At 69.4% G+C, this 15062-nt stretch carries 14 protein-coding genes; 10 read left to right on the forward strand and 4 right to left on the reverse strand.

Going from position 1 to position 15062, the window contains the following annotated elements:
* Positions 1-253 precede the first annotated feature (253 nt).
* From HGB44_RS18770 to HGB44_RS18780, 3 genes are all read left to right on the forward strand, one after another.
* A complete protein-coding gene (locus HGB44_RS18770; protein ID WP_061081807.1) occupies positions 254-3133 on the forward strand; it encodes a DNA/RNA non-specific endonuclease in 2880 nt (959 codons plus the stop codon).
* Between the two features lie 15 nt (positions 3134-3148).
* Complete coding sequence (locus tag HGB44_RS32030) at positions 3149-3601, forward strand: immunity protein YezG family protein (protein WP_231972522.1); 453 nt, start codon at positions 3149-3151, stop codon at positions 3599-3601.
* A gap of 140 nt (positions 3602-3741) precedes the next feature.
* On the forward strand, positions 3742-4332 hold the full coding sequence (locus HGB44_RS18780) for a hypothetical protein (RefSeq protein ID WP_061081806.1): 591 nt from the start codon (positions 3742-3744) through the stop codon (positions 4330-4332).
* 29 nt (positions 4333-4361) lie between these two features.
* Here the strand turns inward: HGB44_RS18780 and HGB44_RS18785 are convergent, their stop codons facing one another.
* From HGB44_RS18785 to cutA, 3 genes are all read right to left on the reverse strand, one after another.
* Positions 4362-5018: a GNAT family N-acetyltransferase gene (locus HGB44_RS18785; RefSeq protein ID WP_061081805.1), complete on the reverse strand. Its 657-nt coding sequence runs from the start codon at positions 5016-5018 to the stop codon at positions 4362-4364.
* A gap of 69 nt (positions 5019-5087) precedes the next feature.
* A complete protein-coding gene (locus tag HGB44_RS18790; RefSeq protein WP_061081804.1) occupies positions 5088-5681 on the reverse strand; it encodes a hypothetical protein in 594 nt (197 codons plus the stop codon).
* Positions 5678-6019 (reverse strand): divalent-cation tolerance protein CutA, encoded by a 342-nt coding sequence (cutA, locus tag HGB44_RS18795; protein ID WP_061081803.1) that lies wholly within the window; start codon positions 6017-6019, stop codon positions 5678-5680. Before cutA ends, HGB44_RS18790 begins: the two co-directional genes overlap by 4 nt.
* 68 nt (positions 6020-6087) lie before the next feature.
* Between cutA and pyrE the strand changes: the two genes are divergently transcribed.
* Entirely contained in the window at positions 6088-6621 is a 534-nt protein-coding gene (gene pyrE, locus HGB44_RS18800) for an orotate phosphoribosyltransferase (RefSeq protein WP_013155624.1), read from the forward strand.
* 189 nt (positions 6622-6810) lie between these two features.
* Here the strand turns inward: pyrE and HGB44_RS18805 are convergent, their stop codons facing one another.
* Positions 6811-7197, reverse strand: a complete 387-nt coding sequence (locus HGB44_RS18805) for a RodZ domain-containing protein (protein WP_061081802.1) — start codon at positions 7195-7197, stop codon at positions 6811-6813.
* 406 nt (positions 7198-7603) lie between these two features.
* Here HGB44_RS18805 and fbaA point away from each other — a divergent pair, with 406 nt between their 5' ends.
* The 6 genes from fbaA to murA all read left to right on the forward strand — a co-directional run bounded on the left by fbaA (position 7604) and on the right by murA (position 14824).
* Positions 7604-8626, forward strand: coding sequence for a class II fructose-bisphosphate aldolase (fbaA, locus tag HGB44_RS18810; RefSeq protein ID WP_061081801.1), 1023 nt, complete (start codon positions 7604-7606; stop codon positions 8624-8626).
* Between the two features lie 206 nt (positions 8627-8832).
* Complete coding sequence (locus HGB44_RS18815; protein ID WP_061081800.1) at positions 8833-9249, forward strand: DUF3151 domain-containing protein; 417 nt, start codon at positions 8833-8835, stop codon at positions 9247-9249.
* Positions 9250-9497: 248 nt separating this feature from the next.
* Positions 9498-10781 (forward strand): adenylosuccinate synthase, encoded by a 1284-nt coding sequence (locus tag HGB44_RS18820; RefSeq protein WP_061081799.1) that lies wholly within the window; start codon positions 9498-9500, stop codon positions 10779-10781.
* A 40-nt stretch (positions 10782-10821) separates the two neighbouring features.
* On the forward strand, positions 10822-12072 hold the full coding sequence (purD, locus tag HGB44_RS18825) for a phosphoribosylamine--glycine ligase (RefSeq protein ID WP_061081798.1): 1251 nt from the start codon (positions 10822-10824) through the stop codon (positions 12070-12072).
* Between the two features lie 175 nt (positions 12073-12247).
* Entirely contained in the window at positions 12248-13153 is a 906-nt protein-coding gene (locus HGB44_RS18830) for a phosphoribosylaminoimidazolesuccinocarboxamide synthase (RefSeq protein WP_061081797.1), read from the forward strand.
* A gap of 375 nt (positions 13154-13528) precedes the next feature.
* The gene (murA, locus tag HGB44_RS18835; RefSeq protein WP_061081827.1) at positions 13529-14824 is read left to right on the forward strand and encodes a UDP-N-acetylglucosamine 1-carboxyvinyltransferase; all 1296 of its coding nucleotides are present in this window, start codon (positions 13529-13531) and stop codon (positions 14822-14824) included.
* The last annotated feature ends 238 nt before the right edge of the window (positions 14825-15062 follow it).

Consider the following 15062-nt stretch of genomic DNA (forward strand, 5'->3'; position numbering starts at 1 on the left):
CGCGGACCCCGCTCCTCCCGTGGGCGTGTGCGTTCTTCCGGGTGAGGACCAGCGACAACGCCCTCCGGAGCCCGGTGGCCACAGGGCTCCGGGGGTCCGGGCCGCGTGTGGACGGCCCGCCCGCACCCCGCTAGAACAAGAGGGACATTCCGGTCCAGTAGCGCGGAGATCACTCCGCGGTGTCCCCGACAGGGCCACCCGTCCGCCCAAGGACCCCTCCCCCCAGAGTCCCGGAACAAGCGGTGGTGGCACGTTGAGCGATGGTCTGATCGATCCGGACGCGATCCCCCTCCCCATCTCCCTGACGAACCTGGTCATGTTGGAGAGCGCGGCCGACTCCCTCAAGGAGGACGGCGAGTCCATCGCCGGGCGGGCCCACGACATCAGGTCCTCCTGGTCCGGGCTCCAGGGCCTCTACCAGGCGCCCGAGGCCGAGACCCTCTTCGCCGTCCTGGACCCGGTCCCGGACGACGGCGAGAGCGTGGAGAGCGACCTGTCCGCGGTCTCCGGCGCCCTGAACTCCTTCGCCGAGCGCGCCCGTGAGCTGCGCAGCGAGATGGTCGCCCTCAAGACGCGGGCCCACGTCTTCCTCGCCGGCATCGAGGGTGACGACGACTGGGACGAGGGCGGGCCGCTCGGCGGTGAGAACCCGAAGGTCGCCGAGCACAACGAACTGCTCAACGAGGTCACCCGCATCCAGACCGACTACATGGAGGCGGAACGGGACTGCGCCAACGCCATCACCGCGCTCTTCGGCGGTCCCGTCTTCGTGCCCGTGAACGCCGACGGCTCCGATCAGCCGAGCGGGAACGAGATCGGCTACGGCCTCTCCGAGCCCCCGGTGGACATGCCGGCCGACTGGGGCAGCCCGCAGGGCACCGACCACCACTGGTACGTCGACGTGACGCACAGCTTCGGCGACTGGACCACCGGAGCCGCCGTCGACCTGGCCGGCGCGACCGGCCTGCATTACGAGGGCCAGTGGGGTGTGCCCGTCATCTTCGGGCCGCTGGCGGCCAATCCGTGGACCAATCCGCAGGGCACGGCCAACGCGCAGAACTACGGCCAGGACACGTTCATGGGCCTGATGTACCTGAGCGGGTTCTACACGGGTGAGGCGCCGCCCCGGATCGAGGCCGAGCGGGAGCTGTTCCGCGGGTCCTTCGCCTGGGAGCTCGACGGGTGGACCGTGCCCTCCTCCACCGGAGAGTGGTGGGACAACGCGGGACCCTACTGGACCGAGGTCGTCGAGGGCGTTCTGCGCTTGGACGAGTGGGAGGAGCGCCCCGGCTACGCGATCACCCAGATCGCCCTCGACGCGGGAGCGGGCGCAGGAGCGCTCAAGGCGCTCAGGGAACTGAACTCGATCGGCGGCGGAGGTCCCGACGCGGGCGGCGTCGACGCGAACCTGATGGACGGCACACCCGAGTTCGGCGGCCGCGCCCCGGAGGGCGCGCCCTCCCCCGAGGGCATCGGTGACACGGCCCACCGGAGCGGGGAGTCCGATGCGCTGGGTTCCATGGACTCCACCCTGGACAGGCTCGCCGAGTATCAGAACGGCTCGCCCACCGGGCCTCCAGCGCACTCACCCGATCCGGCTGGGACTCCTGTGACACCGCGGGAGACTCCGGAGCCGTCGGTCACAGCCTCTCCGGAGAGCGACAGCGCGTCGGAGGCGGACGGGACCGAGGCAGCCGAGCGCGACGGCGCTTCCCGGAGCGACGACACCCCTGCGCGGGAGGGCGCCGAAAGCGGGGCGCCCGAACCCACCACCAGGGAGGAGTACGAAGCGCTCGTCCGCGCCGAGATGGTCCGCGACGATCCCGAGCTCCGCGAGATCCTGGAGGACATCCGCCTGGACCTGCCCGAGCGGGCCGACGCCGTGGACCCCGACGCCCCCTGGACCACGAGCGCCGTCCGCGAGCCCGAGATGGCCATGGCCGGAACCGGAGGCGGTGGGAACGGTGGTGGCGGTGGCGGCCCTGTCGACGCCCCCACCAGCGGATCAGGGCACACGCACGTGGACACTCCCGGCACGGGTTCGCACAGTGACCCCACAGAACCCCCCGCTCATTTTGCTGGTGGCTTGGATCTTTCCGGCAGTGGACATGGTGACCCACCAGTTTCGCTTCCAGACGACTCCCATGCCCCAAGAGACAGCAGGAATGGCAGGAGTGCACCAGACACCGCACCCGAGTTCCAGCGAACCGAGAAAATCACCCCTAACCACGAACTATCACATAACGGAGAAAAGAGATTCGCAGGAGGCCTCGAAGACAGACTCACACCAAACACGAAGTATGAAATCACCGAAGCAGGAAACAGGCCCGCCACAATAATATTCACCGATGAGAACGGAGAAATATGCTATGTCGTGACCAAGCCAGGGCCAGAAGGGGAAGGAAACCCGGAGTTGACAGACCCCCGCCCGAACGCAACATACAAGATAGACCAGTACACCTATAAAACAGATCACCTTGGGCGCACTATATCTGTTGAGGGCGAACTCACCAGAGGATACCAAGGAAGAAACAACGATCAGACACTCATCGGATACAACGGCCAAGACTACTACAGGCAGGCGAGCGAAGACCCCGAATCAGCCTTCGCAAATCACCCCGACCGAGAGGAAATACTTGAAAACTTCAACGGATTCAAGGACGTCCGGTACAACGGTGCCCACATCATTGGAGGAGGTGAGTACGGAGGAGCCGGAGAGAGGATTAACGTAATCCCCGTCAAAGAGAATATCAACCAAGCCCGGAGCGCGACACCCACCATCAAAGACAGCTTCCGCAGACTGGAGTTGGCCTGGAAGTACATGATCGACCGGGACTGGAATCGCCTCATGGGAATCGGTCGCTCAGCAGAAGGATGGGAAACACAGGTACAGGATTGGAAGAGGAGGATAGAATCTTCTCCGGAAGATGCAAAAATCTACGTCAAGTTCGACATCAAGTACGATGATGACATGAGCCCCGTTGACTACAGAAGGGAAGACCACGGGGAAAAGAACCCCAAGCGCTACGACAGAACAATCAATCCGCCCCCCACTCGCGTCAATGTGTCTTGGTCACTCAATGGAATAAGCCAAGAGAGCATTAGATACGTAAATACACCCGGGCACAGATAGACAGGAATCCAAGCCATGACCTTCCCCCCAAAAAAGGGAATAAGCATCACCGAACAGCAGTCCATAGTTCAGAGAATGGGAGTGGAGATCGCCAGTTCCACCCCCGGAGATTGGGCTGAGATATCATATAGATATTCGTCATTGCACGACACCGCCGCAAGCATTGCAAAAGTTACATACAAAAACGGAGAGACGGAGAGGAAAAACTCATCCACCGAAGCCATGGACCTCGCCGACCAACTCCGGTACGGAATGTACCAAGACAGCAAAGGAGCCTGGTTCTCGCTGACATACAAGATTCTTCAATCTGGGCAGTACAACGTTCACTTCAACTACGATGAACGGCCAAGTTTCCTCTTTCCGCCAAGCCCCGAGGAATACGCCGCCGACTTGGAGGAATTTCCACGGGATCCTGAGCACATACCCGAGTGGCTGCGAGAGGAGCTCCGCAAGGCCGAACAGGACTGAGGGCTTCGCCGTATGGGACACCTTTCCCACGGCGGACGCCTGAACGCACTGTGTCGCGAACTGATTTCAAGGAGCAGCAAAGGCTGAGGCAACCGCGGAAAGGCCTTGGGCTCCAACACCCGCCCTGCTACCTTCACGCGATGACGCGATTCGTGGGACCCCTCATCGGCGCGGGTTTCGGCCTCGCCTTCGTCCTGGCCAACTCCGGGCCGCCGCTCGATCCCACCGTCGCCCTCGTGCTGCGGGTGTTCGCGGTCGCGGCGCTCGTCGGGGTGATCGCGCTGACGGCGGTCGCGGGCCGCCGGTCCGGCCCCGGCGCGGGACCCGGCCCCGAGGGGTCGGGGATGCGGTTCGACGCCTTCTACGGCGTGGTCGTGCTGCTGGAGGCGGTCCTGCTCTTCGGCGGCATTCAGGTGCTGCGCGCCCTGGACGCGCCCGTGCAGGCCAACGTCGCCTGGATCGCCCTCGCCGTCGGTCTGCACTTCCTCCCGCTGGCCCGGCACTGGCGGACCCGCTCGCTCCTGGCCGTCGCCGTCTACATGTCGGTGCTCGGCGCCGCGGGACTGGCGATGGCCCTCACCGGGCACCCCGACTGGGTGCCCCTCGTCAGCGGCGTGGTCACCGGGCTGGGCATGCTGACCGGGCTCCTGGTCGGCCTGCTGGTCCCCCTCGTGGCCGCGCGCGGGTCCGGCTCGGCCGCCACCGACACCGCGCCGACCCCCTCGCCGTAGCCGCGGGGCCGACGTCCCCGCGCCCGGCGCTAGGCCTCGGACCCGTCCAGCCCGAAGAACGGCAGACACGGCTCCAGGCCCGTCACGGTGACCGGGACCGTGCGACGCTCCGCCCAGTCCCGCCTGGTCAGCCGGTAGTGGTTCTTCACCACCCGCTCACCCCTGACCTCGATCAGGTCGAACCCGTTCCCGCGGTACCCCAGGCGTTCGCAGACCCGCTCCGAGGCGGTGTTGCCCTCGAACACCGACGACACCGCGGCCACGGCGCCCAGCCCCTCGAAGGCCAGGTGCAGCACAGCGGCGCGCATCTCGGTGCCGATCCCCCTGCCCTGGTGGGCCCTTCCGAGCCACGATCCGGTGCCGACCTGCCGCGTGACCGCGAAGTCGCGCGCCCGCATGTCCTGGATGCCCACCACGGCGCCCTCGTGGACCACGACGAGGTTGAGCCCCCAGTCCCGCGGCTTCCACGAGGCGAGGACCCCGAGGTTGTGCTGTATCACCCCGAGGGCGAGCTCGTCCGGCGGCTGGTCGGTCCACGGTTCGACGAAGGGCATCGTGTCCGGGTCGTGGACGCCCCCGACCGCGACCTCGGCCAGCTGGCCGAGGTCGTCGAAGGACGGGATCCGCAGTTCGAGACGGGGTGTGGTCAGCCGCAGGCCCAGAGGCGGGAAGTGGTCGGTGATCATGCGCCGATTCTCCGGAGCCCGCCTGGCGGTGTCACCCGGTTTTCCGGCACGGCGCCGTCGGCCGCGTGCTCAGGAGCCGCCGCGCAGCTCCACCAGCAGCGCGGCCAGGGCCGCGGACGCGTCCCGCGGGGCCGCCTCGCGCACGCTCCAGCCGCGCAGCTCCGCCAGGCGCGCCGCATGGCGCAGGCCCGGGTCGGTGAGCAGGTATCCGCACGGGGCGTCCGGCCAGTCGGAGACCGTCGGCAGCGGTTCGGTCCGGTAGCCGGGGGGCTCTCCGGGAAGCGCCGCCGTGGCCGGGTCGGCGCCCTCGGGGCTCTGCGACCTCGCGACGTCCGCGCGGGTGGGGCTGCCCGGCTGGGGCAGGAACGCGTCCACCAGCACGTAGCCGAACACCGGCCGGTGCGCCGCCCGCTGGGCCGCGCCCACGGCGCCCAGCAGCGGCCCGGCACCGCCCTCGGCCACGAGCGCGGTCGGCGCGTCGGGCGCGACCAGGCGGTTGACCTCCAGGCTGGCGCGGGCGACGTAGCGGGCGGCGTGCGGCGGGTGCTCGTCGCCGCCCACCTCGGGCCGGACGGCGGTGAGGCCGTACTCGGCAAGCCGGTCGGCCAGGCCGGGCAGCCGCGTGGGTTCGCCGAGGGTCGGGGGGAGCAGGACGGCGATCACGCGGAGGTGCCTCCCCGGGTCTCGTCGCGCACCCACGCCAGGTAGGCGGGGTCGCCGCCGGTGACGGGCACGGCGACGACCTCGGGAACGTTGTAGGGGTGGACGTCGCCGATGTGCGCGGTGAGCTCGTCCAGCCGGTCGGCGGCGGTCTTGAGCACCACCGTCCACTCCTCGTCGGCCTGGATCCGGCCCTCCCAGCGGTAGAAGCTGGTGATGGGCCCGCTCACCTGCGCGCAGGCCGCCAGCCGGTGCTCGACCACCGACCGCGCCAGCCGTTCCGCGCCGTCCCTGCTGTCGACGGTGGTCTCCACCCGGACCGTGTCCCCGGACTGCGGCATGGCCGTCCCTCCCACCGGGGGCGACGCGGTGCGCCCGCGTCCCGTCCGGTGTTCTAGGCTCACTGATCATGAGCGAACGTGATGAACTCCTGCGTCAGATCAACGATAAGGCGGTCGTGCGCGGCAAGGTGACCCTGTCCTCGGGCATGGAGGCCGACTACTACGTCGACCTGCGCCGGGTCACCCTGGACGGGAAGGCCGCGCCGCTGGTCGGCTCGGTCATGTTGGACAACGTCGCGGACCTGGAGTTCGACGCGGTCGGCGGCCTGACGCTGGGCGCGGACCCGGTGGCCACCGCCATGCTGCACGCCGCGCACGCGCGCGGGCGCACGCTGGACGCCTTCGTGGTGCGCAAGGCGGGCAAGGCGCACGGCCTCCAGAAGCGGATCGAGGGGGCCGACGTGCGCGGGCGGCGCGTGCTCGCCCTGGAGGACACCTCCACCACGGGCGGCTCGGTGCTGACGGCCGTGGAGGCGCTGCGCGAGGCGGGCGCCGAGGTGGTGGCGGTCGCGCTGATCCTGGACCGGGGCGCGCGCGAGCGGGTCACCGAGGAGGGTCTGGAGTACCGCGCGGTGTACGGGGTCTCCGACCTGGACGTCTAGTGGACTGGCCGAAAATGTTGCCGGTGTGGCGCCGGAGGCTTTCCTCCCCGGTGATCTTGCTACTGGTGCCACTGTGGACCGTCGACAGTGCCGCTGGGAGCAAGATCATCCCCGGTATGCACGCCCCGGCGAACGTATTCGGTCACCGCACCGCCCGGCCCGCGGGCCTGTGCCCTCCCCCGGGCGGCCTCAGCCGTCCTGAGGGTCGATCGTGAAGCTGAAGCCGGGCTCGCGGTCGGAGATGTCGCGCTCGTCGCCGTCGACGAAGACCTCGACGGCGGCGGGGTCGCCGATGGTGACCTCCAGGCCCTCGGTGGCGGTCGCGTAGTTGACCGACTGGCCCTGGCTCATGTTCTGGTCCATCAGCACGTCGCCGCCGGGGATGCGGACGAAGACGTCGCTGGACTCGCCGACGACGCGGACGTACAGGACGCCCATGCTGCTCGGCTCCGTGCTGTCGCCGGCCGTCTCCGAGGCGTTGGCGCTCACGCTGGTACCGGGGAGCGAGCGGTACAGGAAGAAACCGCCCAGGGCCAGGAGCGACACCAGGAGCACGACGGCTCCGACGATGGCCATCACCTGGCCAACGCCACGAGGATCATTCCTATGCCTTCCCACGGCGTTGAATGTAGCGCGTATCACGGCAAAAAGCGACAGCAGTCGCCTGGAAGCTCACCGCATCCCACAATCCCGTCACAACGGGGAGGAACGGGTCACTCTCCGTCGTCCCGGAGGCGCGGAGCCCGCCCCCCGGCCCCGCCATCTGCGCCTACACCGGCGACCCCGGGCAATTTGGTCTAGACCTTTTCAAGGGCTCCGGGTATTCGGGATACTTGGGTGACACCTGGTGGACACACCCGGACGCGCGGCCCGAGGGCCGCCGCCCCCCGACGTCCGGCTCCACCGGGGCAACGCACGTGGGGTGCCGTCGGCGTGATACCGGCGGCCGCTCGCTCCAGGCCGAATCCAGGGAGAGTCAAGCATGCCCATCGCCAGCCCCGAGGTCTACACCGAGATGCTGAGCCGCGCGAAGTCCGAGGGCTTCGCCTACCCGGCCATCAACGTGTCCTCCAGCCAGACCCTGCACGCCGCCCTGCGCGGCTTCGCCGAGGCCGAAAGCGACGGCATCGTCCAGATTTCCACCGGTGGCGCGGAGTTCCTGTCCGGCGCCACGGTCAAGGACATGATCACCGGCTCGGTGGCCTTCGCCGAGTTCGCCCGCGTCGTGGCCGAGAAGTACTCGGTGAACATCGCCCTCCACACCGACCACTGCCCCAAGAACAAGCTCGACGGCTTCGTCCGCCCGCTGCTGGAGATCTCCAAGGAGCGCGTGGCCAGGGGCCGGGAGCCGCTGTTCCAGTCGCACATGTGGGACGGCTCGGCGGTCGAGCTGGAGGAGAACCTCCAGATCGCCGAGGAGCTGCTGGCCGCCTCCAAGGCCGCCCGGACGATCCTGGAGATCGAGGTGGGCGTCGTCGGCGGTGAGGAGGACGGCATCGTCGGCGAGATCAACGAGAAGCTCTACACCACGCCGAACGACGCCCTGCGCACCGCCGAGGTGCTGGGCCTGGGCGAGAAGGGCTACTACATGACGGCCCTGACCTTCGGCAACGTGCACGGCTCCTACAAGCCGGGCTTCGTCAAGCTGCGCCCGGAGGTGCTCAAGAACGCCCAGGACGCCGTCGCCGAGAAGTACGGCCGGGCCAAGGCGTTCGACTTCGTCTTCCACGGCGGCTCGGGCTCCACCATGGAGGAGATCCACGAGGCCATCGAGTACGGCGTGGTGAAGATGAACGTCGACACCGACACGCAGTACGCCTACACCCGCCCCGTGGTCGACCACATCATGAAGAACTACGACGGCGTGCTGAAGATCGACGGCGAGATCGGCAGCAAGAAGGCCTACGACCCGCGCGCCTACGGCAAGGCGGCCGAGGCCGGCATGGCCGCCCGCGTGGTGGAGGCCGCCCAGCACCTGAAGTCCGCGGGCAACAAGATGAAGTAGTCGCGGCCCGCCACCGGTTCGGCGGTCCGCGAACGGTGCCCGGCGGCCTCGGCCGCCGGGCACCGCGCGTTCCCGGGGCCGCGCAGGCCCGGCCCCTCCCCGCTTCCCATGCGCGGTCCCGGCGGGGGAGGCGGGAGAGGGGGCGCCTGGCGGAGTGACGCGCAACCCTCCGCCAGGCCGGGCCGCCCGGTGGCAGGATGGGGGTTATGAACCTGCACCAGAACCTGCTCAACGAGCCGCCCGAGACGCGTCTCGCCGACAACCCCGAGGCCCGCGAGGCCCTCGCCTCCGCCGACGACCCCACCCCGGTCGCCGGGCGCTTCCCGGAGTACTCGGCCGCGTGGGCGCGGCTGGCCGAGCTGGCCCTGGCCGACGGCCAGCCGGTGGCCGCCTACGCCTACGCCCGGACCGGCTACCACCGCGGCCTGGACCAGCTGCGCCGCTCGGGGTGGAAGGGCCACGGTCCGATCCCCTGGGAGCACGGGCCCAACCAGGGCTTCCTGCGCGCGCTGCACGCCCTGGGCAGGGCTTCGGCGGAGATCGGCGACAACGACGAGGCCGAGCGCTGCGCCACCTTCCTGCGCGAGTCCAGCGCCGAGGCCGACAAGGCGCTCAACGGCTGACACGCCCGCGCGCCGGTCGGCGGCCGTCCGGGGCCCGCACGGGATCCGGACGGCCCGTCCACACCTCGGAGCCCTTGGGGCTGGCGGGGCCCGTGTGTCGCACGTGCCCCAGTGCCCCACTTAACCCGGATGCCCTGGTCGTGTACCCTCAATACGCAACGGCCCCTGTCGCAGCCTTGCGCCAGGGGTTTTCCGTGTTCGGGGCCGGAAAGCCCCGGGTCAGGTGTCGAGCGAAGAGGTAGAGACCAATGCCGGCGATCACGCTCGTGGGTGCCCAGTGGGGCGACGAGGGCAAGGGCAAGGCGACCGACCTTGTCGGCGACCGCGTGGACTACGTGGTGCGCTACCAGGGCGGGAACAACGCCGGACACACCGTGGTCATCGGCGACCAGAAGTACGCCCTGCACCTGCTGCCCTCGGGCATCCTGTCCCCGAACGTGGTGCCCGTCATCGCCAACGGCGTCGTCATCGACCCGGGCGTCCTGCTGGAGGAGCTGCGCGGCCTCCAGGAGCGCGGCGTGGACACGTCCCGCCTGCTCATCTCGGCGAACGCGCACCTGATCATGCCCTACCACCGGGCACTGGACAAGGTCAGCGAGCGCTTCCTCGGCAAGGGCAAGATCGGCACCACCGGGCGCGGCATCGGCCCGACCTACGCCGACAAGGTCTCCCGCCAGGGCGTGCGCGTCCAGGACATGTTCGACCCCAAGATCCTGCGCAAGAAGATCGAACTGGCCCTGCACGACAAGAACCAGCTGCTCACCAAGGTGTACAACCGGCGCGGCCTGGAGGCCGAGCCGATCATCGAGGAGTACCTGGGCTACGCCGAGCAGCTGCGCCCCTACGTCGCCGACACCTCCCTGATCCTCAACAAGGCGCTCGACGAGGGCAAGACGGTGTACCTGGAGGGCTCGCAGGGCACCCTGCTGGACATCGACCACGGCACCTACCCGTTCGTGACCTCCTCCTCCCCCACCTCGGGCGGCGCGGCGGCCGGGTCCGGCATCGGCCCCACCCGCATCACCAAGGTCGTGGGCATCCTCAAGGCCTACACCACCCGTGTGGGCTCGGGCCCCTTCCCCACCGAGCTGCTCGACGAGCAGGGCGAGTGGCTGCGCACCCAGGGCGGCGAGTACGGCGTCACCACCGGCCGCAACCGCCGCTGCGGCTGGTTCGACGCGCCCATCGCGCGCTACGCCACGCGGATCAACGGCGTCACCGACTTCTTCCTCACCAAGCTCGACGTGCTCACCGGCCTGGAGCGCATCCCCGTGTGCGTGGCCTACGAGGTCGACGGCGTCCGCCACGACGAGATCCCGATGACCCAGACCGACTTCCACCACGCGAAGCCCGTCTACGAGTACCTCGACGGCTGGTCCGAGGACATCACCGGCGCCCGGGAGTTCGACGAACTCCCCAAGAACGCGCAGGCCTACGTGCGTACCCTTGAGGAGATGGCGGGGGCCCCGATCTCCGCCATCGGTGTCGGGCCCGGCCGCGACGAGACGCTCCAACTGCGTTCCCTGGTCTGACCCCCGTCTGTCCGCCTTCAACACGAAGAGGCCCCCAGTAGTGAAAGCCCTCGTTCTCGGCGGCGGAGGCCGCGAGCACGCTCTGGTCCGCGCCCTGTCCCTGGACCCGGGTGTCACCAGCATCCACAGCGCCCCGGGCAATCCCGGTATCTCGGAGCTGGCCGAGAACCACGTCCTCAACGTGACCGACGGCCTGGCCGTCACCGAGCTGGCCGCGCGCATCCGCGCCGAGCTGGTCGTCATCGGTCCGGAGGCCCCGCTGGTCTCCGGTGTCGCGGACGCCCTGCGCGACCGGGGCATCCCGGTGTTCGGCCCCGACCAGGAGGCCGCCCGCCTGGAGGGCTCCAAGGCCTTCGCCAAGGAGGTCATGGAGGCCGCCGGGGTGCCCACCGCCAAGGCCCGGGTGTGCAGGACCGCCAGCCAGGTGTCCGAGGCGCTCGACGAGTTCGGCACGCCGTACGTGGTCAAGAACGACGGCCTGGCCGCGGGCAAGGGCGTCGTGGTGACCGAGGACCGCGCCCTCGCCGAGCGGCACGCCCGGGAGTGCGGCCGCGTGGTCATCGAGGAGTTCCTCGACGGCCCCGAGGTGTCCCTCTTCGTGCTGAGCGACGGGCTGCACGCGCTGCCGCTGCTGCCCGCGCAGGACTTCAAGCGCGCCTACGACGGCGACCAGGGCCCCAACACGGGCGGCATGGGGGCGTACGCGCCGCTGCCGTGGGCCCCGGCGGGCCTGGTGGACGAGGTGATGGAGTCGGTCGTGCGGCCGACCCTGGTGGAGATGAACCGGCGCGGCAAGCGCTACCAGGGCCTGCTGTACGTGGGGCTGGCGCTCACCTCGCGGGGACCGCGCGTGGTGGAGTTCAACGCCCGGTTCGGCGACCCGGAGACCCAGGTGGTCCTGGACCGGCTGGCCACCCCGATCGGCGCCGTCCTCCAGGCCACCGACACCGGCGGGCTGGGGGGCATCGGCTCCCTCCAGTGGAAGTCGGGCGCCGCGGTCACCGTGGTGGTCGCCGCCGAGAACTACCCGGGCGACCCGGTCAAGGGCGACGTCATCGGGGGCCTGGACCAGGCGAACGCCCTGGAGGGCGCGTACGTGCTGCACGCGGGCACCGACTGGGAGGGCACGAACGGCGTCAGGTCCAGCGGCGGCCGGGTGCTCAACGTCGTCGGCACCGGGATCGACCTGCGCCAGGCGCGCGAGCGGGCCTACGAGGCCGTGTCGCGCATCGAGCTGCGCGGCTCGTTCCACCGTACCGACATCGCCGAGCGCGCCGCGGCCGAGCTGTAGCGGGGTGCGGGCACGCCTGAGGGCGGGCGTGCCCAGGGCACCCCGACGGGGAGGGGGTCCGAGGCCCCCTTTCCAAGTCCATCACGGACCGGGGCACGTTCCACAGCCCCTTCCCGAACCTGTGGACAACCCGCCCGACGCCGCCCGGCGGCCGGTGCGTAGGAGAGGGAAAGCCATGAGCGGTTTCGTCGTCAGGCCCGAGCCCGTCCGGGTGGAGGGGCTCGCCCACCTGCACACCGGCAAGGTGCGCGATCTGTACTCCGCGGCCGACGGGTCGCTGGTGATGGTCGCCAGCGACCGCGTGTCGGCCTACGACTGGGTGCTGCCCACCGAGATCCCCGGCAAGGGGCGGCTGCTCACCCAGCTGTCCCTGTGGTGGTTCGAGAGGCTGGACGGCCTGGTGCCCAACCACGTCGTGTCCGAGGAGCTGCCGGAGGGAGCCCCCGCCGACTGGGCGGGGAGGACCCTGGTGTGCCGCAGGCTGGACATGGTGCCGGTGGAGTGCGTGGCCCGCGGCTACCTGACCGGTTCCGGCCTGGAGGAGTACCGGGTGGACGGCACCGTGTGCGGGATCGCGCTCCCCGACGGGCTGGTCGACGGCTCCGAACTGCCCGAGCCGGTCTTCACCCCGGCGACCAAGGCCGAGGTGGGCGACCACGACGAGAACGTCTCCTTCGAGGCCGTCGCCGCCGCGCACGGGGCCGGGCTGGCCGCCGAGCTGCGCGACCTCACCCTGCGCGTGTACGGACGCGGCCGGGAGCTCGCGCGGGAGCGCGGCATCATCCTCGCCGACACCAAGTTCGAGTACGGGCGCGACACGTCGGGGAACCTGGTGCTGGCCGACGAGGTGTTCACCCCGGACTCCTCCCGCTACTGGCCCGCCGACACGTGGGCGCCGGGCGGGCCGCAGACCTCCTTCGACAAGCAGGTCCTGCGGGACTGGCTGCGCTCGCCGGAGTCCGGTTGGGACCGTGCCTCGGAGACGCCGCCGCCTGAGCTGCCCGAAGACGTGGTACAGCGCACTCTTGACCGTTACGTGGAGATCTACGAGCGCCTGACCGGGGCGAAGCCCGTCCTGTGAGGCACCACGCGGGGGTGATTCGACGCACGCGACCGCCGTTTCGTGCCCGGAAGCACGTATGGTGGTGACGTTGTGCGGGTCATCGGAACGGGCGAACAGCCATACGCACGGCATCCCTGGTCTTTCCCGTTGGCCGAATACCTCTTTGGCCGTTTGGCGGGACTCCATCCCCCGATCTGCGGGTATACCACGTCCTGGACCGGTACATGCGGGCGGGTGCTATAGAGTTCTCGCGAACACCGGTTCACTGGCCGCGCAGGTCACACGCATGATGTCGCAACGTTCCAGGGGAAACCCGCGTCTCATACGCACACAGGCGAAGCCCGACGAGGGTGACCTTTTTTCCACATCTGCCTCACAAAGGAGCACATGAGCATGGGCCAGGAGGTTCGTTACCGCGTCCGCGGCGGACGCCCCCTCAGTGGAACGGCGTTCATCCAAGGCGCGAAGAACGCCGTCCTGCCGATGATCGGGGCCGCCCTCCTCGCGGCCAGGGGCCGTACGGTGCTGCGGAATGTTCCGGTCATTGAGGACGTCTACCGAGCTCTGGAGCTCGCCGAGCACGTGGGTGCCAAGGTCGAGTTCCACGAGGCCGAGCGCACCGTCGTCATCGACGCGTCCAACCTCAACGACCCCGAGCGGGCCGTCCTGCCCGCCGAGATCGCGGCCCGTTTCCGCGGCTCCGTGCTCTTCGTCCCGGCGCTGATGCACCGCACCGGCCGCGCCCGTATCGAGGGTGTCGGCGGATGCAACCTGGGCAGCCGCAACCTGGACTTCCACTACCGGGGATTCGCGCGCCTGGGCGCCGAGGTCACCGAGGACCCCGAGCGCAACCACATCAACGTCGAGGCCAGCAACCTCCGCGGCGGCCGCCTGTACCTGGACACCCCGTCCCACACGGGCACCGAGAACCTGCTCATGGCCGCGGTCCTGGCTCCCGGCACCACCGTGATCGAGCACGCGGCGCTGGAGCCCGAGGTCATCGACGTCATCGACTTCCTGAGCGCCATGGGCGCCAAGATCAGCGGCGGCGGCACGGGCCTCATCACCGTCGAGGGTGTCAAGGAGCTCACCGCGGTCGAGCACACCATCATGTCCGACCGCATCGACGCGGGCGTGTTCGCGATGACCGTCGCCGCCACCGGCGGTGACGTCAGCCTCGTGGGCGCCCAGCTGGACCACCTGGGTGTGGCCCGCTGGAAGCTGGAGCAGATGGGCGTGGGCTTCTCCCAGGAGGGCGCCGTCCTGCACGTCCACCGGGACCCGTCGGTGCCGCTGCGGCCGATCAACGCCGTGACCTCGCCGTTCCCGGGCTTCGCCACCGACCTCCAGTCCCCGCTGATGGCCCTGGCCACCCTGGCCGAGGGCGAGAGCTACATCCACGAGGCCATCTACGACGGCCGGTTCGCCCTGGCCGACGAGCTCACCAAGATGGGCGCCAAGATCGAGGTCGAGGGCACCCGTGCGATCGTGCACGGCACCACCAACCTGCGCGGCACCGAGGTCATCGCCCACGACCTGCGCACCGGCGCGGCCCTGGTCCTCGCCGGACTGGTCGCCGAAGGTGAGACAATCGTGGCGCCTGGCTATCTGGTGGACCGCGGTCACGCTCAGTTCGCGACCCGGCTCGCTGCGCTAGGCGGTGACGTGGAGCGCGTCGTCGTCTCGTAGGGGGCCGAAAGCGCAGTTCAAGCCGGGGTGGGAGCCCGCCTCCCACCCGGGCTTTCGGCGTTGATATGGAAAACGATCTTCTTTGGCCCCGCACAATGGGTACGATCTCGGCAATCATGCCGTGACAGAGATCGGGTCGGGAAACCAGTGGGCGCACATAGTGAAGAGCGTGGAATGGTAGCGGGGAGCAACCCGAGGTGAGTGCCCAGCGTACTGGCGATTTGACGATCGGCGTCAT

The sequence above is a fragment of the Nocardiopsis alborubida genome (assembly GCF_012396365.1).
Classification (GTDB): domain Bacteria; phylum Actinomycetota; class Actinomycetes; order Streptosporangiales; family Streptosporangiaceae; genus Nocardiopsis; species Nocardiopsis alborubida.

Coding starts and splice junctions, on each gene's coding strand:
- HGB44_RS32030 (WP_231972522.1), top strand. CDS start 3,149: ATGACCTTCCCCCCAAAAAAGGGAATAAGCATCACCGAACAGCAGTCC.
- HGB44_RS18780 (WP_061081806.1), top strand. CDS start 3,742: ATGACGCGATTCGTGGGACCCCTCATCGGCGCGGGTTTCGGCCTCGCC.
- HGB44_RS18785 (WP_061081805.1), bottom strand. CDS start 5,018: ATGATCACCGACCACTTCCCGCCTCTGGGCCTGCGGCTGACCACACCC.
- cutA (WP_061081803.1), bottom strand. CDS start 6,019: ATGCCGCAGTCCGGGGACACGGTCCGGGTGGAGACCACCGTCGACAGC.
- pyrE (WP_013155624.1), top strand. CDS start 6,088: ATGAGCGAACGTGATGAACTCCTGCGTCAGATCAACGATAAGGCGGTC.
- HGB44_RS18805 (WP_061081802.1), bottom strand. CDS start 7,197: ATGGCCATCGTCGGAGCCGTCGTGCTCCTGGTGTCGCTCCTGGCCCTG.
- fbaA (WP_061081801.1), top strand. CDS start 7,604: ATGCCCATCGCCAGCCCCGAGGTCTACACCGAGATGCTGAGCCGCGCG.
- HGB44_RS18815 (WP_061081800.1), top strand. CDS start 8,833: ATGAACCTGCACCAGAACCTGCTCAACGAGCCGCCCGAGACGCGTCTC.
- HGB44_RS18820 (WP_061081799.1), top strand. CDS start 9,498: ATGCCGGCGATCACGCTCGTGGGTGCCCAGTGGGGCGACGAGGGCAAG.
- HGB44_RS18830 (WP_061081797.1), top strand. CDS start 12,248: ATGAGCGGTTTCGTCGTCAGGCCCGAGCCCGTCCGGGTGGAGGGGCTC.
- murA (WP_061081827.1), top strand. CDS start 13,529: ATGGGCCAGGAGGTTCGTTACCGCGTCCGCGGCGGACGCCCCCTCAGT.